17 protein-coding genes are annotated in these 22,872 nt (G+C 64.9%); 10 read left to right on the top strand and 7 right to left on the bottom strand.

Annotated elements, in window-relative coordinates; all coding sequences use genetic code 11:
• Positions 1-8 precede the first annotated feature (8 nt).
• Together K1X74_06990 and K1X74_06985 are read right to left on the bottom strand one after the other, a co-directional pair.
• Positions 9-1,619, bottom strand: a complete 1,611-nt coding sequence (locus K1X74_06990; GenBank protein ID MBX7166079.1) for an NAD(P)-binding protein — start codon at positions 1,617-1,619, stop codon at positions 9-11.
• Between the two features lie 10 nt (positions 1,620-1,629).
• Positions 1,630-1,920, bottom strand: coding sequence for a hypothetical protein (locus tag K1X74_06985; GenBank protein ID MBX7166078.1), 291 nt, complete (start codon positions 1,918-1,920; stop codon positions 1,630-1,632).
• Between the two features lie 245 nt (positions 1,921-2,165).
• Here K1X74_06985 and K1X74_06980 point away from each other — a divergent pair, with 245 nt between their 5' ends.
• Positions 2,166-2,513 (top strand): DUF962 domain-containing protein, encoded by a 348-nt coding sequence (locus tag K1X74_06980; protein MBX7166077.1) that lies wholly within the window; start codon positions 2,166-2,168, stop codon positions 2,511-2,513.
• A gap of 206 nt (positions 2,514-2,719) precedes the next feature.
• Here K1X74_06980 and K1X74_06975 read toward each other — a convergent pair whose 3' ends face one another.
• The 3 genes from K1X74_06975 to K1X74_06965 all read right to left on the bottom strand — a co-directional run bounded on the left by K1X74_06975 (position 2,720) and on the right by K1X74_06965 (position 5,170).
• Positions 2,720-4,021, bottom strand: coding sequence for a caspase family protein (locus K1X74_06975; GenBank protein ID MBX7166076.1), 1,302 nt, complete (start codon positions 4,019-4,021; stop codon positions 2,720-2,722).
• Positions 4,022-4,317: 296 nt separating this feature from the next.
• Positions 4,318-4,677 carry a hypothetical protein gene (locus K1X74_06970; GenBank protein ID MBX7166075.1) on the bottom strand — a complete coding sequence of 120 codons (360 nt, stop codon included), beginning with the start codon at positions 4,675-4,677 and terminating at the stop codon, positions 4,318-4,320.
• A 184-nt stretch (positions 4,678-4,861) separates the two neighbouring features.
• Complete coding sequence (locus K1X74_06965; protein ID MBX7166074.1) at positions 4,862-5,170, bottom strand: Rieske 2Fe-2S domain-containing protein; 309 nt, start codon at positions 5,168-5,170, stop codon at positions 4,862-4,864.
• Positions 5,171-5,335: 165 nt separating this feature from the next.
• On the opposite strand from K1X74_06965, the gene floA reads away from it, so the two are divergent.
• On the top strand, positions 5,336-6,346 hold the full coding sequence (gene floA, locus K1X74_06960) for a flotillin-like protein FloA (GenBank protein ID MBX7166073.1): 1,011 nt from the start codon (positions 5,336-5,338) through the stop codon (positions 6,344-6,346).
• Positions 6,347-6,484: 138 nt separating this feature from the next.
• Here the strand turns inward: floA and K1X74_06955 are convergent, their stop codons facing one another.
• Entirely contained in the window at positions 6,485-7,210 is a 726-nt protein-coding gene (locus tag K1X74_06955; protein MBX7166072.1) for a DUF1614 domain-containing protein, read from the bottom strand.
• Positions 7,211-7,410: 200 nt separating this feature from the next.
• Here K1X74_06955 and K1X74_06950 point away from each other — a divergent pair, with 200 nt between their 5' ends.
• The 5 genes from K1X74_06950 (at position 7,411) to K1X74_06930 (ending at position 11,402) form a co-directional block, all read left to right on the top strand.
• Entirely contained in the window at positions 7,411-8,043 is a 633-nt protein-coding gene (locus K1X74_06950; protein MBX7166071.1) for a hypothetical protein, read from the top strand.
• A gap of 286 nt (positions 8,044-8,329) precedes the next feature.
• Positions 8,330-9,277 carry a DUF692 domain-containing protein gene (locus K1X74_06945; protein MBX7166070.1) on the top strand — a complete coding sequence of 316 codons (948 nt, stop codon included), beginning with the start codon at positions 8,330-8,332 and terminating at the stop codon, positions 9,275-9,277.
• Complete coding sequence (locus K1X74_06940; GenBank protein MBX7166069.1) at positions 9,277-10,206, top strand: DNA-binding domain-containing protein; 930 nt, start codon at positions 9,277-9,279, stop codon at positions 10,204-10,206. The genes K1X74_06945 and K1X74_06940 overlap by 1 nt, the downstream gene beginning before the upstream one ends.
• Before the next feature lie 16 nt (positions 10,207-10,222).
• Positions 10,223-10,711 (top strand): hypothetical protein, encoded by a 489-nt coding sequence (locus K1X74_06935; GenBank protein MBX7166068.1) that lies wholly within the window; start codon positions 10,223-10,225, stop codon positions 10,709-10,711.
• Between the two features lie 274 nt (positions 10,712-10,985).
• Positions 10,986-11,402 carry a hypothetical protein gene (locus tag K1X74_06930; GenBank protein ID MBX7166067.1) on the top strand — a complete coding sequence of 139 codons (417 nt, stop codon included), beginning with the start codon at positions 10,986-10,988 and terminating at the stop codon, positions 11,400-11,402.
• A gap of 126 nt (positions 11,403-11,528) precedes the next feature.
• Here the strand turns inward: K1X74_06930 and K1X74_06925 are convergent, their stop codons facing one another.
• Positions 11,529-13,682, bottom strand: coding sequence for a penicillin acylase family protein (locus K1X74_06925; GenBank protein MBX7166066.1), 2,154 nt, complete (start codon positions 13,680-13,682; stop codon positions 11,529-11,531).
• A gap of 184 nt (positions 13,683-13,866) precedes the next feature.
• Here K1X74_06925 and K1X74_06920 point away from each other — a divergent pair, with 184 nt between their 5' ends.
• From K1X74_06920 to K1X74_06910, 3 genes are all read left to right on the top strand, one after another.
• Positions 13,867-15,126: an MFS transporter gene (locus tag K1X74_06920; GenBank protein MBX7166065.1), complete on the top strand. Its 1,260-nt coding sequence runs from the start codon at positions 13,867-13,869 to the stop codon at positions 15,124-15,126.
• A 20-nt stretch (positions 15,127-15,146) separates the two neighbouring features.
• On the top strand, positions 15,147-17,288 hold the full coding sequence (locus tag K1X74_06915; GenBank protein ID MBX7166064.1) for an acetylxylan esterase: 2,142 nt from the start codon (positions 15,147-15,149) through the stop codon (positions 17,286-17,288).
• Positions 17,289-17,671: 383 nt separating this feature from the next.
• On the top strand, positions 17,672-22,867 hold the full coding sequence (locus K1X74_06910) for a putative Ig domain-containing protein (protein MBX7166063.1): 5,196 nt from the start codon (positions 17,672-17,674) through the stop codon (positions 22,865-22,867).
• Positions 22,868-22,872: the final 5 nt, after the last annotated feature.

The following is a 22,872-nucleotide window of genomic DNA, read 5'->3' as shown; positions in this document are numbered from 1 at the left end:
TTGAGATTTCAGCGCGCCTCCAGCGGCGCGTAGCGCGCCATGACCGCCTTCGCGGCCCGGAGCCCGTCGATCGCCGCGCTGACGATTCCACCGGCGAAGCCGGCACCTTCGCCGATCGGGTACAGCCCGCCGATCGTGGTGCTTTCGAGCGAGTCGTGATCGCGGAGGATGCGCAGCGGCGAGCTACCGCGCGCCTCGGGGCCGACGAGCGTCGCGTTGCGCAAGAACTGCCCCCGCCAGCGCCGGTCGAGCACCGGCAGATTGCGCTTGAGCGACTGCAGGACGACCGGCGGAATCAACTCGGCCAACGTCCCCGGCACCACGCCGCGACGGCAGCTCGAAGGCGGGCGGTCGCGCGTCGGTCGGTCGGCGAGAAAATCGGAGGCCCATTGAATGGGGGTCAGGTAGTCTCCACGCCCAGCGGCAAAGGCCAGCGCTTCGTAATGGCGTTGCAGCCGCATGCCGGCCAACGGATCGTCGCCGCCGAACTCATGCGGCTCGAGCGTGATCATCAGCCCGCTATTGGCAAACGGCGAACTGCGATTCGACAGACTCATCCCATTGGTGCAGAAATGCCCGAGCTCCGAGACACTCGGAATGACCTGTCCGCCGGCGCACATGCAGAAGCTGAATAGATCCTTGGGGCCCCGGGCCACGACGCTGTAATCGGCCGCTCCGAGGCGCTCCTCGAGGTGCGCGGCGCCGTATTGCACGCGGTTGACCTGCTCTTGCGGCTGCTCGATCCGCACGCCGAGTTGAAACGGCTTGGCGACCATCGCCACGCCCCGCTGCCAAAGCATCGTCAGCGTGTCGCGCGCGCTGTGACCGACGCCGAACAGCGCCACGCTGGTCGCGATGCGACCCGAAGAAGTCAACAAGGCCTTGACCCGGCCCTCGACAATCTCGACGTCTTCGACCCGGCACTCAAAGCGCACTTCGCCACCCGACTCGATGATCTTGCGCCGCAGTGCTTTGACCACGGCCGGCAGGCGGTTGCTGCCCAAATGCGGTCGATACTCGTAGACGATCGACGGTTTACCTTTGCACTCGGCGAACAGTTCGAGAATCCGCCGCAGATCCGGCCCCGTGGCGCGGCAGGTGAGCTTGCCGTCGCTGAAGGTGCCTGCGCCCCCTTCGCCGAACAGATAATTGCTTTCCGGATCGATCGGTCCGCCGGCCTCGAGCGCACGAACGTCGAAAATACGCTGCCGCACGCGGCGGCCGCGCTCGAGCAACAGCGGGCGATAGCCCTGCTGCGCCAGGAAGTAGGCGGCCACCAGGCCCGCCGGGCCGGAACCGACGATCACCGGCCGTTCGCCCAGCGGCACGGCGCCGCGCGGTGGCAATTCGAAGGGCGGCTCGCTGAACAACTCGGGCCGCAGCGCCGGGCGCCGTCGCGAGGCGCGAGCCACGAGCTGGGCCTCGTCCTCGGGCAACACCACCTCGGCCGAGTAGACAAAACGCAGGTTGCGCTTGTCGCGATAATCGAGACTCTTGCGCAAGATCCGCCAGCGATCGATCGCCTCCGGACGTACGTCGAGCGCCGCAGCGATCTCGGGCACCAGCGCCTGCTCGCCTTGGTCGATACCCAATCGCAGATTCGACAGGCGGATCGGCACGGGCAGATCGTCACTTTGCGCGGCTGGTGGGCCGCAGGCCGCGGAAGCCGATGTGTTCTTCCAGCACCCGGCGATACTCGTCGACTTCGACGTCGCGCTCGCTGCAGACCAGCAGCAGCGTGCCTTCGTTGGTGAAATTGTCGTCCCAGGCCATCAACTGCTCGTCGCTCCAGGCGGGGTCGTAGCTGAGCAGCCGATCGTCCGTCATCCGGCTGAAGTACGCGCGGAGATTGATGTCCGTTTCGTCCATTTCCATGCCGGCAGGCAGACGCTCGTAATTCACATTCGGATCCGAAGGCATGGCCACAACTCCCAGGGGTTCGCGACGCCAGACGGCCGTAAGGGGGCAACTGGCCGGGCCCTGACTCCGGGGCCCTGACTTTCCGTCCGGATTGGCCCTCAGTTTACCACGCCGCCGGACCGCGTCAGGAGGGAGCCCTAGCGGCCCATGCGCAAGGCAAGTCTGGCTTGCTGCACGCACCGTGCGGGGGCAGAATGTGGAGTGCCAAACAGGGGTTTTTCCGCTGCCTTGGGGAGCACGATCCGATGTCGTCGCACGATCGCTTTCAATCGTTCACCGAGTTCTGGCCCTACTACGTCGGCGAACACAGCCACTCGGGCTGCCGTTGGCTGCACTTTATCGGCACGACCCTGGTCATCGGCCTGGTCGGCTACATCATCTATGCCCAGAACTGGTGGCTGCTGCTGCTGGCCCCGGTCGTCGGCTACGGCTTCGCCTGGGTCGGCCATTTCGGCCTCGAAAAGAACCGCCCGGCCACGTTCACCTATCCGCTCTGGTCGCTGATCGGCGACTTCAAGATGTGGGGCCTGATGGTCACCGGACAGATGAACGCCGAGATTGCGCGAATCCACACCCTGGCGCAATCGCGTTAGCCTCGCATCGAACCGACGCGAGCGGAGTTCCAGGACGGTGCTCTCGGCGCAAGCCGCACAGCGCGGGGCTGCGCTTGTGCGCAGATTCCAACGCGCCATCTACCTACCGAGTGATAGTCCGGTCGTAATGGGCCCCGTGATCATGGGCCCGGGAGTGATGGCACCGATACGGACCTTGCGTTGCGGCGTTCACTGCATCTGCGACGCTAGACGAGCAGCAGACTGATCCCGCCTTGGCAGTGCGACGCGTCGTAGAGCGTGTCGTTTTGTGGCTCGATCAGCCAGAGCTTGCTGGTCGAGTCGAGGAACCAGTTGACTGCGTGATAGCCGCTCACCCAATCGAAATTGCCCCAGACGATACCCAGGCACAGGCCATAGGCCAGGTCGCCGGTGTCGTAGGCGTGAACACTGGCTTCGCCTTTGAGAGCGTACGCGAAATCGTCGCAATCAAACCGCTCGGCAAGCCAGGTGCGTCGATCGAGTTGACTCGCCGACAGCAACTGTTCGACTTCGTTGCGCGTGGGCAGATAGAACATCGAATCGCCCAGGCGAATACCCGGGTCGCTACTGAACTTGCCGTTCAACTGCTGTTGCGCCACGGTCTGGACGTAAGAGCTTTTCGCCACGGTTCCGCCGGCCGCGGGCGTCTCCCCTGCTCCGCGCGTGCCGCCAAACCTGCGCCCCGTCAACACGCCCGATGCCGGGCGAGTGCGCGTGAAAGCGCCGCCTGAGTTTGCTCCTCGCGCATCGGCTCCCGCCGGAGGTGCGTCCGTGCAAAACGGCCTTTGGTTCCGAAAACCGTCGGTCACCGGCCCATACTCGTTGTACTGGGCATCCTGACCGCCGAGCTTGGCGCGGATCGCCTCGAGAAACGGCCGATACGAGCCTTGGAACGCGCCGTTCTTCCAAACTTCGCACGTAGCGACGGTGAACGCGCCACCCGCTTGGTAGCCGGCCGACGTCGCGCCGTCTCGACAACCGCCGAAATGGATCATTTGCGCCCGCATCGACTCGGCGGTTGCCGCGTCCAAGGGCATGATCGGAGATGCATCCGCTAAGGCGACGTCCCGGATTGCGCGATAGTTCGTGCCCGAGTTACAACTATCGCTCACCATGACGATCCGGACGCCGGGGCGAAACTTCAGCCAGATAGCGTTAAGGTCATCGTCAATGAGTTCACCGTCGTACATGCACAGGGTTTCGTCCTGTCCGTCGGTTTCGTCGCCGTTCTTGTCGGGTTGCTGGCCCCCGTGTCCCGAATAGTAAAACACGAGAATATCCCCGCTCTTGAGCGAAGTCGCCGCGGCGGAGAGAGCCTTTTTGACACGTGTACAGGTCGCCGCGCCCGTCTTGATGACCTCGATGCTGTACCCGACCTCCGACAGAACTCGCTCCATATTGTCGACATCGAGCTCACAGCCCCAGCAGCCATTCACGCCCTCCCAGCCGTTGTATTTCGTGGGATCCACCTTCTTCAGGCCGACCAGGATGGCAATTGCTTTACTCATGGCAGATACTCTCGCCGTGGTTCATTGTTGAGACAGAATTGTCTTCTATCGATGTAAAACATCGAGATGGGCGATAACCTACCAAGGCAAATTGACACCTGCAAGCAACGCCATCTTTTACATCGCCACTTCGCCGGCAATCACCTTGCACCCTACAGATATAGTAAGAATTAACATCCAAGGCAGGGCACCGGCGAAGTGCGCGGCAAGGCCAGACGCCCGGCGTGGCTGGAAAACTGCCGCTGGGGCGCCGTCGTGTGCGGCGCGCGCGAGGAGGCCAGGGCGATAGAAATGAGCTACAGCGTCACGCCGATGCGCTTCGCGCGGATGCGTAGCGCCTGTTGGAAATAGGGAAAAGGCGTGCGCGGCTTGCGGCTGGCCCAGGCATAGGTCGATTGAACGAGCGTCACCGGCAGCGTCTTGTTTTCGACCAGCGCTACAACCCGGGCGATGAACACGAAGTCCTCGGGCTTGCGGGCCCGTAGGCCTTTTTCGAGTGTCGTCTTGAGATCGGTTGTTTGCGACGAACTGCCAGGCGTGCGGAACCGGGCCATGGCTCGAGCCGCGGGCGACAGTGGCTGGGCCGCCGATACGGGAACGGCCTGAGCCACGGCTGCAAAGACAAGAGCCCCCAAGGCAATTGCGCCAAGGCGCATGTCGGCGCTCCTTCCTGTGATCGCCCCGAACGGGGCGCACGGACGAAATGCAAGATCAGACGCGCATCTCCGAGCGACGGTAATTACCCGACGCGAAGGCCGCGCAGCAAGAGCGCCCGCGTCACGCCAGCCCCCTGGTTCCTGGCAGCTAGCAGCAGGCGCGGCGCCGACGAAGCCAGGGCCGTCAATCTGGCAGCGTGGCAATCACCCAGCCATCTTCGACGCGCGTCGGATAGCTAGCCACGGGCAGAGCGTGGGTGAGGCCCTGGCCGGTGCGGACATCGAACCGCCACGCGTGCCAGGGGCAGACAATCTCGTGACCGCACAGCTTACCCTTGGCCAAGGGAGCCCCGACGTGCGGGCAGGAATTCGCCAGCGTGTAGTACCGGCCTTCGACGTGAAAAACCGCCAGCTCGCGGCGCCAGCCTTTGACCAGGCGTGCCTCGCCCGGCGGCACCTCGCCGGTCGCAATCAGGCGTCGGTCAACGGGCATCGGGAAAGCGATCCTCGAGCGGACAGTTCGGGGTCTTGCCTGAGCGTAATCGAACGCGGTCCGGGGCCCAAGCGAGCTGCCAGCCGGCACCGACCCTGGGCACGCGCGGTGACTGGCGGTATGCTTGCGGCGCGTGAAATTGGCACTCGCGGAGGGTCGCGGAAGATGACATCGAGCGCGCCGCTGGCAGCTTGGCTGCTGTTCGCACAACGCGAAACGTTGGGCTACGCCATCACGGCGTTCGTGGTCCTGCTGCTGATTTTGATCGGCGTGATCCTGGCGATTGCCTTCCTCGCCTACGGCCGGCTGTGGCTGCAGGCACTGATGTCGAACGCCCACGTCGGCTTTGCAAGGCTCATCGCCATGAGCCTGCGTCAGGTCAACGCGCGGACGATCATCCAGGCCCGGATCATGGCGATGCAAGCCGGGCTGAGCCGGGACAAGAAATCAGGAATCACCAATCAGCGGCTCGAGGCGCATTATCTGGCCGGCGGCAATGTGATGCGCGTGATCGAAGCCCTGATCGCCGCGCAGCGTGCCGATCTCGACCTGGACTTTGATCGCGCCGCGGCGATCGACCTGGCCGGTCGCGACGTGCTCGACGCCGTGCAGACGAGCGTCAATCCGAAGGTTATCGACTGCCCCGACCCGGCCAAATCGGGCCGCACCATGCTCAGCGCGATCGCCAAGAACGGCGTCGAGTTGAAGGTCCGTGCACGCGTGACGGTGCGCACGAACCTGGCCCAGTTGATCGGCGGTGCCACCGAAGACACGATCATCGCCCGCGTCGGCGAGGGCATCATCACGGCCATCGGCTCGGCCGAGAGCCATCTGACCGTGATGGAAAACCCCGACTTGATTTCCAAGGCCGTGCTTCGCCGCGGGCTCGATGCACAAACGGCCTTCGAGATCGTCTCGATCGACATCGCCGACATCGACGTCGGCGAAAACATCGGTGCCCGGTTGCAGGCCGACCAGGCCGAGGCCGATACCCGCGTCGCCCGCGCCCGGGCCGAAGTGCGCCGCGCGATCGCGATTGCCGAAGAACAAGAGAACCGGGCCAAGGTGTCGGAGAATCGGGCCCGCGTCTTGCTGGCCGAGGCAGACGTCCCGTTGGCCATGGCCGAAGCGCTCAAGGGCGGCCGGCTGCACGTCGACGGCAAGAAAGGCATCTAGGCCGCAGCGGTATTCAGCTGCCCAGCACTGCTTTCGACGGACCGATCGCCAATCTTGGTGCCCTGCTCACCGCGATTCCGCAGGCGTCGACCCCGGCGGCGATGATTGGCGGAAAATATCGGAGCGCGACACGGCGGCTCAGGCCAGCAGCGCCGCAACAATACTCGACAACACGATCCCGTCGAACGTTCCAGCGCCGCCGATCGACATCATGCCGGTCGAAATCCTGCGCAGGTCTTTGAGATGTAGCAGATCGGCGCCGACCACCGGCCCGGCCACGCCGGCCACAAAAGCCACGGCCGGTCGCAGCGCCGCGTACTCATCGCCGGCGAGCAGCAGCCAGGTGATCCCCACCGCCACCAAGGGTGACACGAACCAGGGCATGCCGATGCCTAACCCTCGAATCGGCCGTGCCACGCGGTAGCACGCGGCCACGTTGGCGATCACGGCGATTCCCAGCGCGGCCAGCGGCCACCCCCCGGACGCGGCCACGAACCGCAACTGCCACAGCGCCACCAGCACCGGGATGACGCAGCCGCCGACGTTCACGGCGACGACGGTTTCATACTGTGGCGAGGAAACCTGCGGCACCCAGGTCCAGACGCCCAGCATCGGCCGCATCTCGTAAAGCTGCGGCGCATCGCGGGTCACGCGAAACAGCGGCAGGTTGATCAGGCTGCCGAGCACGATTCCGACCAGCGCCAAGGTCGCCCCGGCCGACGACAGGTGCAGCCGCTGCAGAGCGCCGTGCATCGCATCGACCAATAACACAGGCATCAGGCACATCAGCACCAGCACGAGGGCCAACACGAAACAACCCGCCGTTTGCATGCGTCGAAAACCGCGGACTTCGTAGCTGTTCATCGAATACCCTTTGCGTTCGCGCGACGTGCGCCGCCGCACGACGATTCCAGAGCCTGTCGGTAGGCAATATTGTTGGCGATTTTCTCCGGGGGGAAACCCTTGACCCGCGCCGAACGGAGGGATTGAATAGAGGCGACGAGGGACGAGCTTCGATCCAGGTGCCGCGTATGACCCGCGGTTGCCGTAACCGAAATCCTGGGATGAGCTCGCAAGCCACCTGGCTATGTGTTCGACGCCACGCTCCGCGATTGCTCGCGGTCGGCGCCGCGTTGGCGCAATTGGTGCTTGCCTCGGGGTTCCCGCTCTGGCCGGCCAACGTACACCCGGTCGCTGCCAAATCTGCCGAACACCAGCGATATCCCTGCGAAGACCATCGCTGCGGGTGCCTTTCGGCCGACCAATGCTGGCGGTCTTGCTGCTGCCATACTCACGCTGAAAAGCTGCAATGGGCCCGGAGCCAGGGCATCCGCCCGCCTGATTACCTGCTGGCGCTGGTGGAAGCCGAGACTCGCGAGCGCCAAGTGGCAAGTCCACGTCGCAGTTGCTGCCATGCCCGGCCGGCGGCCGCGCCGCGATACGCCGCCGCGAAACCGGCGCGCGGCCCCGCGGCCGCGCCGCAACGCCCCGCGCGTGGCGGTTGGGTGATCGGATTTCAAGCCCAGCAATGCCAGGGGCTCATCACGACTTGGGTTGCCTTGGGAGCCGTCGTGCCGCCTCCGCCGCGCGTGGTTGCGCCCGGCGAGCAAATCTCGATCGACACCCTTGCCTTCTGCACCTGGCGGCCCATTGCTGTCGTCCACCGGCCGGAAGTGCCGCCCCCGCGCTGCGCTTGACGCGCCGCTTTCGTTTGCCCTCAGGTCGCGAGACCACCCTGCGCCAACGCCTGTAGGCTTGCGCGCAGGCGTCCGGCGATTTGCAGTCGGCAGATGTTGGCCGCGCGTCGGTGTGGCGCGGTGATCCGGCGCGCTCGCGCCGGTCTTCAGGCAGCTCGTTCCTCGTCCGTCCGATCTGTACGAGATCACGCGAGCGCGCCGGATTGCCGAATTTGCCCGCATTTGTTTTGCAGTTTTGAACCGGCAGGCCCTCGCCGGCCAGCCGTTCGGCCCGAAGTGTGTTGCCATGTCGACCGTTCCCGACTCGCCGCGCCTTGCCCGCCTGGGTCATCCTGCGCTGGGTTTTGGCGTAGGCCTCCGGAGCGTCCACTTCTCGCACGTCCTCGAACACTGGCCGGCGGTCGATTGGTTCGAAATCATCTCGGAAAACTTCATGGACTCGCGGGGGCGACCGCGCGCCGTGCTCGACCAGGTGGCCGAGCGCTACCCGATCGTCATGCACGGCGTTTCGCTGTCGATCGGCAGTACCGACCCCCTGAATTTCGAATATCTGCATAAGCTCAAGCGGCTGGCGACCGAAGTTCGGGCCCGCTGGATCTCGGACCATGTCTGCTGGACGGGCGTGCTGGGCCGCAATACGCACGACCTGTTGCCTTTGCCCCTGAACGAGGAGTCGCTGGCTCACGTGGCCCACCGGGTGCGCGTCGTTCAAGACGTGCTCGAGCGTCGCATCGTGCTCGAGAACCCCAGTTCGTATGTCACCTTCGTCGATTCGACGCTTCCCGAGTGGGAATTCATCTCTCGCTTGGCCGAGGAGACCGACTGCGGCCTGCTGCTCGACGTGAACAATGTGTATGTCTCCAGCGTCAATCACGACTTCTGCCCGGAACACTACTTGCGATCATTGCCGCACCACCGGGTCGTTCAGTTTCACCTCGCCGGGCACACCGACTTGGGCACGCACTGCATCGATACGCACGATGGTCGCGTGGTCGAGCGCGTCTGGGAGCTGTATCGCCTGGCGAACACCTTGACCGACGGCGTCTCGACCTTGCTCGAATGGGACGCGCGAATCCCGACGTTTCCCGAGGTCCATGCCGAGGTGCTCAAGGCCCGACGCTACCTGGCCGGCAGCGACGAGCGGTCGCCGGACGCCGGCGAAGCGGTGGTGGCGGCGCACGACGCTTCGGCCGTGCCGCACCCAGTGCACCTGGTCACTCCGGAGGTGGTGTGATGGGGGCATCCCGTTCGCTCGAACAGATTCAGCTCTGGATGCAGACCGTGGTCACCGATCCCGGCGGGGTCCTCAACGGCGCGTCGTCGCCCGACGCACAAGCGGCGGCGGGCACGGACCGCACACGGGTCGAGGATCTGATCTTGCCGAGCCGGGCGTTGTCGAGCGTCGACCGGCTGGCCGTGTATGCCAACGCCTACTACACCCGGTTGCTGCATTGCTTGCAGGAGCTGTTTCCGGCGCTGCGGTTCGCCGTGGGCGAAGAGGTCTTCGACGATTTCGCCTTCGCCTATCTCCAGCGTTACCCGTCGCAAAGCTACACGCTGGGGCACCTGGCCGATCGCTTCGCGCAATTCCTCGACGAAACGCGGGTCGAGTATTTTGCCGCCGAAGCGTCGCCGCCTGCCGGCGAGGGTGACGATGCCAGAGCCGACTTGCCTGCGTGGTCGGATTTCATCGTCGAGCTAGCGCGGCTGGAATACACGATCGACGACGTGTTCGACGGACCGGGAATCGAAAACGAGCCGCCGACGTTTGCCGAACAGTTCGCCGCGCTCGACCCGGCGCAGGCCGAACAAGCTCGCTTCGAGTTGGCCTGCTGCGTGCGGCTGTTGGCGTTCGAGTACCCTGTGAGCGAGTATTTCACGGCCTTCAAACGCGGAGCAACGCCCGAATTGCCCGAGCGGCAGGCGACGTGGCTCGCCGTCACGCGCCGCGATTACGTCGTGCGTCGCTATCCGCTCAGCAGCGAGCAATATGCCCTGCTGACGGCGCTGCAATCCGGCGCCAGCCTTGGCGACGCCCTGGCAGCGGCACTGGCCACAGGCCTTGAGGAAGACCGCCTGGCCGCCGCTCTCAAGGCCTGGTTTGCCCAGTGGGCCCATGATCGGTTTTTCGTCCACGTCGGTGTTCCCGGTTCTTCCGTTTAACCCTTGGAGCGATTCGATGAGCGAAAGCAATCATCCCAACCGCCGCGATTTCACGCGGCTCACGCTGGCCGCAATGGGCGGACTCGTAGCTGGTCTGCAGGCGTCGGACCAGGCCCGCGCCGCGGACGAGCCGGCCGAGGAGGGCAAGGAGAAGAAGAAAGAGCTGCATGTCTGCCGGGGCCTGAACGCATGCAAAGGCCAGGGTGCCGAGGTCGATCTCGACGGCGACGGCAAAGTTGATCCGAATGCCTGCGCTGGCCAAGGTGCATGCGCCACGGCCAAACACATCACCTGCGGCGGACAAAACGACTGCAAAGGCCAAGGCGGCTGCGGCGCAACGCCGGGCGAAAACGATTGCAAGGGCGAAGGCCATTGCCACGTGCCGCTGATGGATAACGCCTGGAAGAAAGCACGGGCCCGCTTCGAGGCACGGATGAAAAAAGCCAAAAAGGAATTCGGCATGCCGCCGGCGAAAGAAAAGACGCCGCAAGGCAAGAAGAAATAATCCGGCCGCGGCAACGCGAGCCGCGACGCAATGGCCCCATTGCGGCGCGTCCGGCTCGCGTTGCCAAGTGCCTCCGTGCGAAGAAGCAAGCGACAAGCCAGGGGGGCAGGTCGTTGATCGAGCGCGCGCTCACGATCGATCCCGACAAGCGCTGCGCTTACAGATTATTAGCACCGCGCGAGTAAAGGATTCTTCAGAAATACTTGCATCGTGTCGCCGGCGGTCGCATCATTACGCCGCCCGCTTTTTCCTCTTCGATTCTGGAGACTTGACGATGAAACGTGGATTGACGCTCGGTTTGTGCGTGATGATCGCGCTGGCTTGTTCTTGGCATGCCGTGGCGCAGGTCAAGCAAGGCAAGACCCGCGCCGCGAAGACGAAGCAATTGATGAAGGGTCTCGTGGCTGCGAACTGCGGCCCGTTGGGCGAAGGACTGAAGGCGGCTCCGACCGACGACAAGGGCTGGGAAGATCTTGCCCTCAAAGCGGCACTCTTGAACGAAGCCGGATACCTCTTAATGGACGACGGCCGCTGCCCCGATGGCGACTGGGCCGGCGCCGCCAAGACGCTGCAAGAGGGCAGTGCCGCCGTACTGGCGAAGCTCGACGCCAAAGACGCCGCCGGCGCGCAGGAGGCCTTCAAGGCGATGACGCAAGCCTGCGGCGCCTGTCACAAGGCGCACAAGAAGTAGGCGCCGCTAAAGCGGATGCGACCGATACCTGTCGCCGCGATTCAAGCTGGGACCGTGCGCCCGCTTGAGTCGCGGCGACATCAATCAGCGAAGGATAAGTGCAGCCGACTGCGGCCAGGCTCGCGCCTAGCGTGCGGCCGGCTGGCCTTTGTCCGTCGGCGCCGTCTCATCGGAGATATCCGGCAGCGTGAACGTGTGCTGCGACGCCACGTGCTGGAGCAGGTCTTCTTTGCGCCAATAGGTCGGCTTGAGCTTCCGCTTCGAGTACAGCTCGCGCCCTTGGTCCATGTAATGCGGTGACTCGGGATCGCCCGATTGTCCCCACATGACGCAGCTATACGATTCCACGCCATCTGGCCCGAAGAACATCAGGATCGGCGAACAGGTGCCATTGTAAGCGAGGTAGCGTTTGTCGTCGCTGGCATCGGGCTTCGACTCGACGTCGAACAACGTCTCGGAGTAGTTGTACTCGTCCTTGCGGTCGCCGAAATCGGTGCCCGGCGCCGGCGCGAATTGGCCGCCGCGCCCCAGGCGATACACCTCGCCCCAGGCGACGTCCCAGCGACCGTAACGTTGGCGGACCTCGTCCCACGCTTGAGCGAGCGTCTTGACCAGCTCGCGCTGAGCCTCGCTCGACAAGGGCTGCTTCTTGGCCAAGGGCGCGAACTCCTCGCGATGTTCGAGCTTCTCACGCCACGACTTGAGCAGCACGGTCTGTTGCGCTTCGGGCGTGAATTGTCCGTCCCACGACAGGATGGCCTGCGTGGCGGCGGCGAATTCGGGTGCATCAGGCCGTTCGAGGCCCGGTACGCCGAGCGCGTCGCGCAGCGCCTGCTGCCAGGCCTGGGCCAGCAGATCGTAGACGTCGGTCGCGTAGCGTAAGGCCGCGTCCTCGGTGACCTTGCCATCCTCGCGCAACAACTGCGTCGCCCGCAGGCCGCGCGGCCCCTGCTCCCAGCTATACACGTTGAAGATATACGGGGGATACTTGTCGCGCACCAACGGCGAGTCGTGCATCATGGCCGCCGGGCTGATGTTGCAGTTCTGCATGTAGCCGGTCGGCGGATTGAAGATCTGCACGAGGTCTGCCAACGGGTGAATCCCTTTCCAGGCCGTGGCCGAGCTGTCGCCGGGCACCGGGGCGTTCCAGTCGTAGCCGTCGGGCCTGATCGGCGTGCGACCGTTGCGGACATAGGCGATGGTCCCCTGGGTGTCGGCGAACATCACGTTTTGCTCGTTGTATTCGAGCATGGCCAGCGCGTCGTAGATCTCCTGGGAATTCTTGGCCAGGTTCATCTTGTAGAACTGTTCGAACAACCGCGTCGCATCGAAATACGGACAGGCAGCGGCATAGGCCACGTCGCCCTCGGGCGCAGAGACCAGCGGTCCCAGGTGTGTGTACAACGCCGGCCGGCCCACCGGCTTGCTGTCTTTCACCTCGATGCGGTTGAACACGAGCTTCATGGGCCGCCACTGGCCGTCGTAGAGGTATTCGTAGACGGGAATGAGCCCGGGCTTCTTGCGGACAGTCAGCTTGTAGACGTCGGCCGTGTCGGGCCCGCCGGTCGTATTGGCCCAGCCGACATGCTGGTTGTGGCCGTAACCCATGATCGGCGTACCGATCAAGAAGAAGCCGCACATGTGCAAATCGCCCGCATGGACCCGGGCCTCGTACAACACGGCGAGGCCGTCCCAGGTCATATGCGGGTCGGCCAGCAAAATGGCGCGGTGGTCGGCGGTGCGTGCCGGCGACACCGACCATTCGTTCGACCGCATCAGCACATGTTCGCGCTCCCGGTTTTCCAGGTCGTCCTGGATCGTGCCCAGGGGCCAGCGCAGGATCATCGCCCGGCCCACGGTGCCAAACATCCACGGTTCGAGCGGCAGCGCGCTCTTCGGCACGCGATCCGGGTGCTCGGCGATATAGGCCTCGATGCCGGCGTGAAACGCGCGGGCGAACTGGACCAGCTCGGGCGGGCACTTCGGCCACGCCTCGCGCATCACCTCCTCGTTGCGGCAGAGCCGCATGATGTAGTCCTGATCGACCCAGTCGGGTCCATAGGCCTCGGCCATGCGGCCCAGGCCCGTGCGTACGGCGAAATAGATATCCTCGAGCCGATCTTCGGCCTGGGCGTACCCAAGCCCGAACGCGCCGCCGGCCGGCGTGTCGGCATAGATATGGGGCACGCCCCAGTCGTCGCGATAGACGGTCACCTGCTCGCCGGAGTTGGCGCCCACGAGGTGACAGGCGCAGACCAGCGCCAAGGTTGCAGCATTCACGATGGCGGAACTCCGGCACGAAGGGATGGCGGCCCCGAGCCACCTATCGTACGTGCGGCGATCGCTCGACGACAGCCGCCGGGACGAATTGTCGGCCCTCAAGTCGCCCCACGGCAGCGCCGTCGGTTATCATCGCGGAGACTTCCTGCCGCACGAACGATATCTCACGCATCGCGACGTTTGCATGACGCATCAAGAACGCACCCCCACGCTGTCGCCGGAGTTGCTGCGCCTCGCCTGGATGACCGTGGCCCTGCTCTGGCCCGTCGCCCTGCTCAACTATCTCGACCGCCAGATGTTGGCGGCGATGAAGTTTTCGGTGATGGGCGAAATCACCTCGATCGGCAGCGAGACCAACTGGGGCCACATGCTGGGCCAGTTCAAATGGGTCTATGCGGTGCTCAGCCCGGTCGGCGGCTATATCGCGGACCGTTTCAGCCGCCGGCTGGTGATCGTCAGCAGCCTGTTCGTCTGGTCGGCCGTGACCTGGGCCACGGGGCACGTGACGGACTTTCACGGCCTGCTGTGGACGCGCACCTTGATGGGCATCAGCGAGGCGTTCTACTTTCCGGCGGCTTTGGCGCTGATCGCCGACCATCACACCGGCGATACGCGGTCCCGGGCCGTGGGCGTGCACCAGATGGGCATCTACTGCGGCGTGATCGTCGGCGGCTTCAGCGGTTACGTCGCCGATTCGCCGCAGCTCGGCTGGCGCTTCGCCTTCGACATCACCGGCATCGTCGGGGTGCTATATGCGATTCCCTTGTTCTTGTTCCTGCGCAATGCCCCACGCAGCGAGCAGCGTCGGGCGGACGCCCAGGCGGTCAAACCAACGCTGGCCCTCGCCGTTGGCGAATTGTTGACGAACCGCTTCTACTTACTATTGGTCGGGTACTTCACCCTGCCGTCGCTGGCCGGTTGGGTGGTGCGCGATTGGATGCCCGCAATCCTCAAGGAACGCTTCGACATCACACAAGGGGCCTCCGGCGTGTTTGCCACGCTGCCGATGAACGTGGCGGCACTGGGCGGCGCATTCCTGGGTGGCTGGATTGCCGACCAATTGATGGGCCGCACGCTGCGCGGTCGCATCTACACCAGTGCGTTTGGCATGAGCTTGTTGATCCCCTCGCTGTTTGGCGTGGGCAACGCCGGGTCGCTCTCGATGGCGATCTTGTTCCTCGCACTGTTCGGCATCGGCTGGGGTTTCTTCGACTGCAACAACATGCCCATCCTGTCCCAGATCGTGCGGCCCGAGCTACGGGCCACAGGCTATGGCATCATGAACCTGGTGGGTATCAGCGTCGGGGGCTTCGCCGATCGGGGATTCGGCATGCTGCTCGACCGGCACGTACCGCTGAACGTGATCTTCGCCGTCTTCGCCAGTACGGCGTTGCTCTCGGTCATCCTGGTCTTGTTGATTCGCCCGCAGCGCCACGGGGATTAGTCGTACCGCGAGGACCACGCATGCAGCCTGCGCCGTTTCGCTTGTGCCACCCTGAGATTCGAACGGTACTCTTCGCGCTGCTCCTGGTCGCGATGACAACGCCGGTCAGCCGCGCCGCCGACGCAGAGCCGGCGCCGGCCGACGCGCGCGGGCAAGCGACCGCGGCGATCCGTGAATACCTCCGCCTGCGCGTGCAAGAGCTGCACAAGGCCGAGCCCGCCGCGACGTTCGATCCGGCGACCTGGCAACGCCGCCGCGGCGAGCTGCGTGGCCAGTTGTTCGAGATGCTGGGCCTGGCACCGCTGCCGGAAAAAGGCGACCTACGCGCGACGGTCGTCGGCCAGGTCGAACGCGACGGCATCGTCGTCCAGCGGCTGCATTTTCAATCGCTGCCCGGCTTGTATGTGACCGCCAACTTCTACCGGCCAGCCACGGTCGACCAACCGCTGCCGACGATCCTCTATCTCAACGGCCACGCGCGGAACGCAGCCAACGGCGTCTCCTACGGCAACAAGGTCTCCTACCAACAGCATGGCACCTGGTTCGCTCGACACGGCTACTGCTGCCTGTCGATCGACACGCTGCAATTGGGAGAAATCGAAGGTGTACATCATGGCACTTATCGCCTGGGGATGATGTGGTGGATCGCTCGCGGCTACACACCGGCCGGCGTCGAGGCCTGGAACGCGATCCGCGCCTTGGACTATCTCGAAACCCGGCCCGAGGCTGATCGCACGCGAATCGGCGTCACCGGTCGCAGCGGCGGCGGTGCCTACACCTGGTGGCTGGCGGCGCTCGACGATCGGCCCGCTTGCCTGGTGCCGGTCGCCGGAATCACCGACCTGGAGAACCACGTCGTCGACGACTGCGCCTATGGCCATTGCGACTGCATGTACCACTTGAACCAATACGGCTGGGATTTCGGCACGATTGCCGCCTTGGCGGCGCCGCGGCCGTGCTTGCTGGCCAATACCGACAAGGACACGATCTTTCCCTTGAGCGGTGTGCTCAGGGTCCACGAGCGCTTGCGACGCGTCTACGCCGGCTATCACGCGGCCGAGCGGCTGGGCCTGTTCATCAGCGAGGGACCGCACGCCGATACGCAGGAACTGCAACTCGCGGCGTTCCGTTGGATGAACCGCTGGCTGAAGAACACGAACGAACCGATCGAGGCCCCCGGCGAAAAGCCGTTCACGCCGCAGGAGCTAAGGGTCTTTGATCAGCTGCCGGTTGACGAGCGCAACACCACCATCCAGGAATCGTTCGTCCGCATCGCCGACCTGGCCCCCGCTACGACCATGGACGATTGGGAGCGCCAGCAGGCGACCTTGATCGCGGCTCTGGCACGCCAATGTTTTGCATCGCGCATGCAAACCGAGGGCAGCGTGTCGACGGATTCGACCGCGCCGGTCGCGGTTGCGGCGCCGCGCGTGGTCGCCGACGTGCAACGCCACGGACTGCGGCTGCAGTCGATCGAGTTCACCAGCGAAGCCAATCTGAAATTTGTGGTGCACGTGGTTACGGCGGCGGACGAACGCCCGGTCGATCGCATCGTGTTCGAAGTCGCCGCGGACCCTGCCTGGGAACGATTCGTCAGCCGCTTCGGTGGCAGCTTTCCCGAACTCTCCCCGGGAAGCGCGCCCGCGACCTCTACTGCCGCAGGGAATGGCACTGCTCTCGCACCGGGCGAGGCACTGGCTTGCATCGCTCCGCGCGGCTGGGGCCCCAACGCGTGGTCCGACGATGAACGATTCAACACCCACTTGCCCCGACAACACGTGCTGCTCGGCACGACCATCGACGAAGGCCGGATGTGGGACGTGCGCCGCGCGATCCAGACGCTGAGCGAAACAGGACTGCGGGCCCCCGAGCTCGAGTTGCGCGGCGAAGGGATCGCGGCGGGCGTTGCCTTGTATGCCGGTCTCTTCGAGCCCAGCGTGACGCGCTTCGACCTGACAAGCTTGCCCAGCACCCATCGCGAAGGGCCCTCGCTAATCGGTGTCGAGCGCGTGCTGGACATGCCGCAGGCGGTGTCCCTGGCTTTTCCGCGCCAGGTCACGCTGCACAAGGCCGATGCGCGGGCCTGGCAGTGGCCGCTGGCCATCGCGGGGCTCTACGGCGAGAAGCCCCCCTTGCAGGTGTCTGCCGACGGCGCGCCTTGAGCCAACAAGCAACGAGCGCAGCCGTTTCAGGCCTCGCTGTTCTGGGCGCAGCGGCGCGGAACTTTTCCGGCCGCGCGGGGTTCAGTGGGCAGACCATACGGCGAACGATCTTAAGATTTGTTCAGTAGATGGTCCGCAACTACATTGTGGCTCGCTCTAGCGGCTCTCCAGGGGATTCATCGAGAGCCTCGCTGCATGCGGCACGCCCTAGGAGCCCCCACCACGTGCTCAATACGCCTGGTCTGCGTAAAAAACCTACCCCGCGGTCCGCTTGCCGCCGTCCTTATCGCCTGCCGTCCAGCCCGGCTGCCATCGAGCAACTCGAAACGCGTTCCCTCCTGAGTGCGTCGCCGCTGGGCAGCGAATCTGTCGTCAACACGACCGTGGCGAACGATCAGCGCACGATCGCGATCGCTTCCAACCCACATAGCGCCCAGGTCGTCATGGCCTGGGTCAGCGTCGGCGAAGACGGCAGCGGCGACGGCGTGTATGCCCAGCGATACGATCGGTATGGCGGGGCGATTGGCACGCCGTTTCGCGTGGCGAACACGACCAGCGGCAATCAGTCGGCGCCGGCCGTCGGCATGGATTCGCTCGGCAGCTTCGTGGTCGCGTGGCAGTCGTCCGATGGTGCAAGCGACGGCGTCTACGCGCGGCGCTTCAACTACGACGGCACGGCGATCGCCAACGAATTCCGGGTCAACTCGTCGACGACCGGGGCGCAGCAGGCCCCCTCGATCGCCATGAACGACGACGGCGCCTTCGTCATCGGCTTCCAAAGCGCCAACCGCGACAGTAGCGGCAATGCGGCCATCGCCCGGCTGTATTCCGCGGCCGGTACTGCGGTGACGACCGACATGATCGTCAACACCACGACTTCGGGCAACCAGCAAGCCGTGAGCGTGGCCATCGACGCGACGGGACAGTTCATCGTCGCCTGGCAAAGCGCCTCGCAGGACGGTAACGGCGACGCCGTCATCGGGCGACGCTACGGTAACACCGGCACGGCCCTGGCCGGCGAGTTCCAGATCAATCAGTTCACCAGCGGCAACCAGAACAACCCCTCGGTTTCCGCGGCCAGCGACGGCTCGTTCGTCGTCGCCTGGCAGAGTGCCGGCCAGGACGGCAACAGCGACACGATTGTCGCCCGGCGTTACGACGCGGCGGGCGCTGCCCTGGGCAACGAGTTTGTCGTCAACCAGTTCACCACGGGCAGCCAGGCAAACCCCTCGATCGCCAACTCGGACACGGCCGGGTTCGTCGTCGCCTGGCAAAGCGCGGCGCAGGACGGCAACCTCGACACGGTCGTCGCGCGGACCTACGACGCGGCCGGCGCGTCGCTGGGCAACGAGTTCATCGTCAACGGCTTCACGACCGGCGCCCAGAACAACCCCGCCGCGACGATCGACGACAATGGCGACCTGCTCATCGGCTGGCAAAGCCCCGGACAAGAAACCGGCGGCGGCACCAGCCTGGGCGTGTTCGCGCGGCGCTATACCCAGGCCAACGACGCGCCCGAGCTGAAACAGATCGCCAACCAGGTGATCGACATCGGTTCGACGCTGACGTTTTCGGCCCTGGCCAAGGACCAGGATCTACCCGTCGACTCGCTGACGTTCAGCCTCGCACCCGGGGCTCCGGCCGGCGCCTCGATCAACCCGACTACGGGCCAGTTCACCTGGTCGCCCGACGGCAGTGTCACCCCGGGCCGCTACTCGGTGACGGTTCGAGTACAGGATCTCGGCAGCGCGGTCGACCAGAAGGTCGTGCCGATTACGGTCTTCGCCAGCGGTGGCATCGGCGTGCTCGACCAGTATGTGAACACCATCGAATCGAACTACAAGTGGGAGATTCGTAACCGCATCGATGGCGACGGGTTTACGAAATACAACATCCAGCTCACGTCCGGCACCTGGCGCACGGCGGCCGAAGTCAACAAGCCCACCTGGACGCACTGGCTCGTGGCGTACGTGCCCGACGAGATCACCAACAACAAGGCCCTGGTATTCATCGACGGCGGCAGCAACAGCAGCTCGCCTCCCGCGACGACCGACCTCGACTCGTATGCCGGTCCCTTGGCCGCCTCGACGGGTGCGGTCTTCGTCGACCTGTTGACTGTCCCGAACGAGCCGCTGCTCTTCGCCGGCGAGAGCAGCTCGCGCACTGAAGACGAGATCATCGCGTATTCCTGGCGCAAGTTCCTGGAAACGGGCGATGAGACCTGGCCCGTGAACCTGCCAATGACCCGGTCCGCGATGCGAGCCATGGATGCGATTTCCGATTTTGTCGGGTCGCCGTTCGGCGGCAACGTGGACATCGAGTCGTTTATCGTCTCGGGCGGCTCCAAACGCGGTTGGACGACGTGGTTGACCATGGCCACCGACCCGCGCGTCTCGACCGGCGCGCCGATCGTGGCCGACTTGCTCAACATGCAAGCCAGCTTCGTGCACCACTATGCCTATTACGACGGGACCTTCTCGGCGGCCGTGCAAGACTATGTCGACGAAGGCATTCTCGACGTCGACAACTTCGGCACCGAGGCGATCAACGAACTGCTGACGATCGTCGATCCGTATACCTATCGCGACCGCCTGACCGCGCAGAAGTTCATGGTCTATGCCAGCGGCGACGAATTCTTCGTGCCCGACTCTTGGCAGTTCTATTACGACGCCCTGCCCGGCCCCAAGGCGATTCGCTATCTGCCCAATTCGGGCCACGGCATTTCCGACCCGGCCTATTTATTGGACGCGGTCAATCTGCTGGCCACGTTCCTCGAAGACGGTTTTGCGCCCGAGTACAGCTTTCACCAGCTGGCAAACGGCTCGATCGAGCTGACGACCTCGGCCACGGTGACCGACGCCAAACTGTGGCGTGCGACGAACGCGAACGATCGCGATTTCCGCTATGCCGTCGTGGGTTCGATCTTCACCTCGAATCAATTGTCCGACCAGGGAGGCGGCGTCTATCGCGGCAATGTGCCGACGCCCGCCCAAGGCTGGACGGCCTATTTCATCCAAGTATCGCTCGCCAATCCCATCGGCGGGCTGCCGATCACGGTCTCGTCGGGCGTGTACTACAAGGGACCGCCGACGAACCAGCAGCCGACGATGGACCCGATCGCCGACCTGGTGTGGCAAGAGGGTGTTCCGCTGGTGCTGCCGGTCGTCGCCAGTGACCCCGACGCCGGCCAGACGCTGACCTACAGCCTCGAGCCGGGCGCGCCGGCGGGGTTCTCGATCAACCCGACCACCGGCGTCATCACAGGGTCCTTCGCCGATCAGGTACTGGCGCCGGTGCCAATCACGGTGACGGCTTGGGACAACGGCAGCACTCCGTTGCCGGCGCGGCAGACCTTCCGCATCAGCGCGACCAATGTGGCGCCGACGGCCAGTGCCGGCGGCCCCTATGCGACCGACGAGGGGAGCGGTGTCTCCCTGTTGGCGAACGCCAGCGACCCAGCCGGCGCGAATGACCCGCTCACTTACACCTGGGACATCAACGGCGATCTGGTATTCGGCGACGCCGTGGGAGCCAATCCCACGCTCAGTTGGGCACAGCTCAACGCTCTGGGCATCACCGACGGAACACCAGGTTCGATATACAGCGTCCGTGTTCGGGTCGACGACGGCGACGGCGGTGTTACCACATCGGCCCCGATGACCCTGACCATCAACAACCTCGCGCCGACGGCCAGCGCCGGTGGTCTCTACGCGACCGATGAGGGAAGCGGCGTCACGCTTTTGGCCACCGGTGCCGATCCGATCGGCCCCCTCGACCCGCTCACCTTTTCCTGGGACGTCAACGGCGATCTGGTATTCGGCGACGCCGTGGGAGCCAATCCCACGCTCAGTTGGGCACAGCTCAACTCTCTGGGCATCACCGACGGAACACCAGGTTCGATATACAGCGTCCGTGTTCGGGTCGACGACGGCGACGGCGGTGTCACCACATCGGCCCCGACGACCCTGACCATCAACAACCTCGCGCCGACGGCCAGCGCCGGTGGTCTCTACGCGACCGATGAGGGAAGCGGCGTCACGCTTTCGGCCACCGGTGCCGATCCGATCGGCCCCCTCGATCCGCTCACCTTTTCCTGGGACATCAATGGCGATCTGGTGTTCGGCGACGCCGTGGGGGCAACGCCGACGCTGTCGTGGGCCCAATTGCAGGCACTCGGGATCGACGACGGGAACGCCACATCGATCTACAACGTCCGCGTACAAGTCGACGACGGCGACGGCGGCGTCACCGTTTCTGCGCCGGCGACGCTCACGATCGACAACCTGCCGCCCACCGCGTCGGCCAATGGTGCGTATGCTGCGAGCGAAGGCTCAGGCGTGTCGCTGTCGGCCACCGGTAGTGATCCGGTCGGCGCCAACGACCCCCTGACCTACAGTTGGGACATCAACGGCGATCTGGTCTTTGGCGATGCAACCGGCTCGAACCCAACGCTCAGTTGGGCGCAGCTCGTGGCCCTGGGCATCGACGATGGCAACGCAACTGCGATTCACGATGTCCGTGTGCGCATCGACGATGGCGACGGCGGTCTGACCACCTCGGCGGCCACGACGTTGACCATCGGCAACGTCGCGCCCGCCGCGGCAATTTCCGCGGCCGTCGCGGCACAATTCCGCGGCGAAAGTGTCACCTACAGCCTCACGACCACGGACCCGTCGCCGGTCGATCAGGCGGCGAGTTTCGCCTGGGACATCGACTGGGACAACGACGGCGTGTTCGATCAGACCGTCGCCGGCCCGAGCGGTACCACCGTGACCCACGCCTACCCGACCATCGGCACGAAGAACTTCGTTGTCCGCGCCACCGACCAGGACGGTGGTCTAGGGCTCGTCTCTTCCCCGGTCAGCGTCAACGTGAGCAAGTATGTGGTCCGCAACAACGGCGCGACGAACGACCTGCTCTGGGGCGGCACGCCCGGACTCGACGCGGTGTTCCTCTTCGGCAGCGGGACCTCGGTGACTCTGATCACCCAGTTCGAAAACTCGGTGCTCGGCTTCAGCACGACGGTCATCCCCGGCGTCAATGGCCGCGTCAAGCTCTATGGCCACGGCAGTCTCGACGTGCTCGATGCGGAGTTCATCAGCTCGCGCGTGGTCGAGCTTTACGGCGGCGACGGTGACGACGCCCTCTATGGCGGTTCGCGCGGCGATTCGCTCTACGGCGGCCAGGGCAATGACCTGCTCATCGGCGGTACGCAGGGCACCGACCTGGGCGACCGACTGTTCGGCGAAGACGGCTTCGACGTGCTGATCGGCTACTACGGCGCCGACTCCCTCGACGGCGGCGCCGGCGAGGACCTGCTCGTGGCCGACGTCGTCAGCTATCCCGACGATTACTACGGGCTGGTCGGCGGCACGCAAGGCGTCTGGTCTTCGGGCGACGCGTATCCCGATCGCGTCGCGTCCCTGTTGTTCGACACGCTCCTGCCCGGCGAGACGGTGTTCGACGACGGCGCCGTCGATCGACTCACCGGCGGCAGCGAACTCGACTGGCTCTTCTACAGCTTTGGCCAGGATATCGTCAACGGCTTGCAACCCGGCGAAACCGAGACCGATACCTGATCCGC

This window comes from Pirellulales bacterium, assembly GCA_019694435.1.
In the GTDB taxonomy this organism is placed as follows: domain Bacteria; phylum Planctomycetota; class Planctomycetia; order Pirellulales; family JAEUIK01; genus JAIBBZ01.
Note: the sequence above shows the minus strand (reverse complement) of the source record. Positions and strands in the feature narration are given on the sequence as shown.

Excerpts from the sequence above, each read along its gene's own strand:
- K1X74_06970 (MBX7166075.1), bottom strand. The coding sequence starts at position 4,677 with ATGCGCCTTGGCGCAATTGCCTTGGGGGCTCTTGTCTTTGCAGCCGTG.
- K1X74_06965 (MBX7166074.1), bottom strand. The coding sequence starts at position 5,170 with ATGCCCGTTGACCGACGCCTGATTGCGACCGGCGAGGTGCCGCCGGGC.
- K1X74_06980 (MBX7166077.1), top strand. The coding sequence starts at position 2,166 with ATGTCGTCGCACGATCGCTTTCAATCGTTCACCGAGTTCTGGCCCTAC.
- floA (MBX7166073.1), top strand. The coding sequence starts at position 5,336 with ATGACATCGAGCGCGCCGCTGGCAGCTTGGCTGCTGTTCGCACAACGC.
- K1X74_06955 (MBX7166072.1), bottom strand. The coding sequence starts at position 7,210 with ATGAACAGCTACGAAGTCCGCGGTTTTCGACGCATGCAAACGGCGGGT.
- K1X74_06945 (MBX7166070.1), top strand. The coding sequence starts at position 8,330 with ATGTCGACCGTTCCCGACTCGCCGCGCCTTGCCCGCCTGGGTCATCCT.
- K1X74_06975 (MBX7166076.1), bottom strand. The coding sequence starts at position 4,021 with ATGAGTAAAGCAATTGCCATCCTGGTCGGCCTGAAGAAGGTGGATCCC.
- K1X74_06915 (MBX7166064.1), top strand. The coding sequence starts at position 15,147 with ATGCAGCCTGCGCCGTTTCGCTTGTGCCACCCTGAGATTCGAACGGTA.
- K1X74_06920 (MBX7166065.1), top strand. The coding sequence starts at position 13,867 with ATGACGCATCAAGAACGCACCCCCACGCTGTCGCCGGAGTTGCTGCGC.
- K1X74_06950 (MBX7166071.1), top strand. The coding sequence starts at position 7,411 with ATGAGCTCGCAAGCCACCTGGCTATGTGTTCGACGCCACGCTCCGCGA.
- K1X74_06985 (MBX7166078.1), bottom strand. The coding sequence starts at position 1,920 with ATGCCTTCGGATCCGAATGTGAATTACGAGCGTCTGCCTGCCGGCATG.
- K1X74_06940 (MBX7166069.1), top strand. The coding sequence starts at position 9,277 with ATGGGGGCATCCCGTTCGCTCGAACAGATTCAGCTCTGGATGCAGACC.
- K1X74_06935 (MBX7166068.1), top strand. The coding sequence starts at position 10,223 with ATGAGCGAAAGCAATCATCCCAACCGCCGCGATTTCACGCGGCTCACG.
- K1X74_06930 (MBX7166067.1), top strand. The coding sequence starts at position 10,986 with ATGAAACGTGGATTGACGCTCGGTTTGTGCGTGATGATCGCGCTGGCT.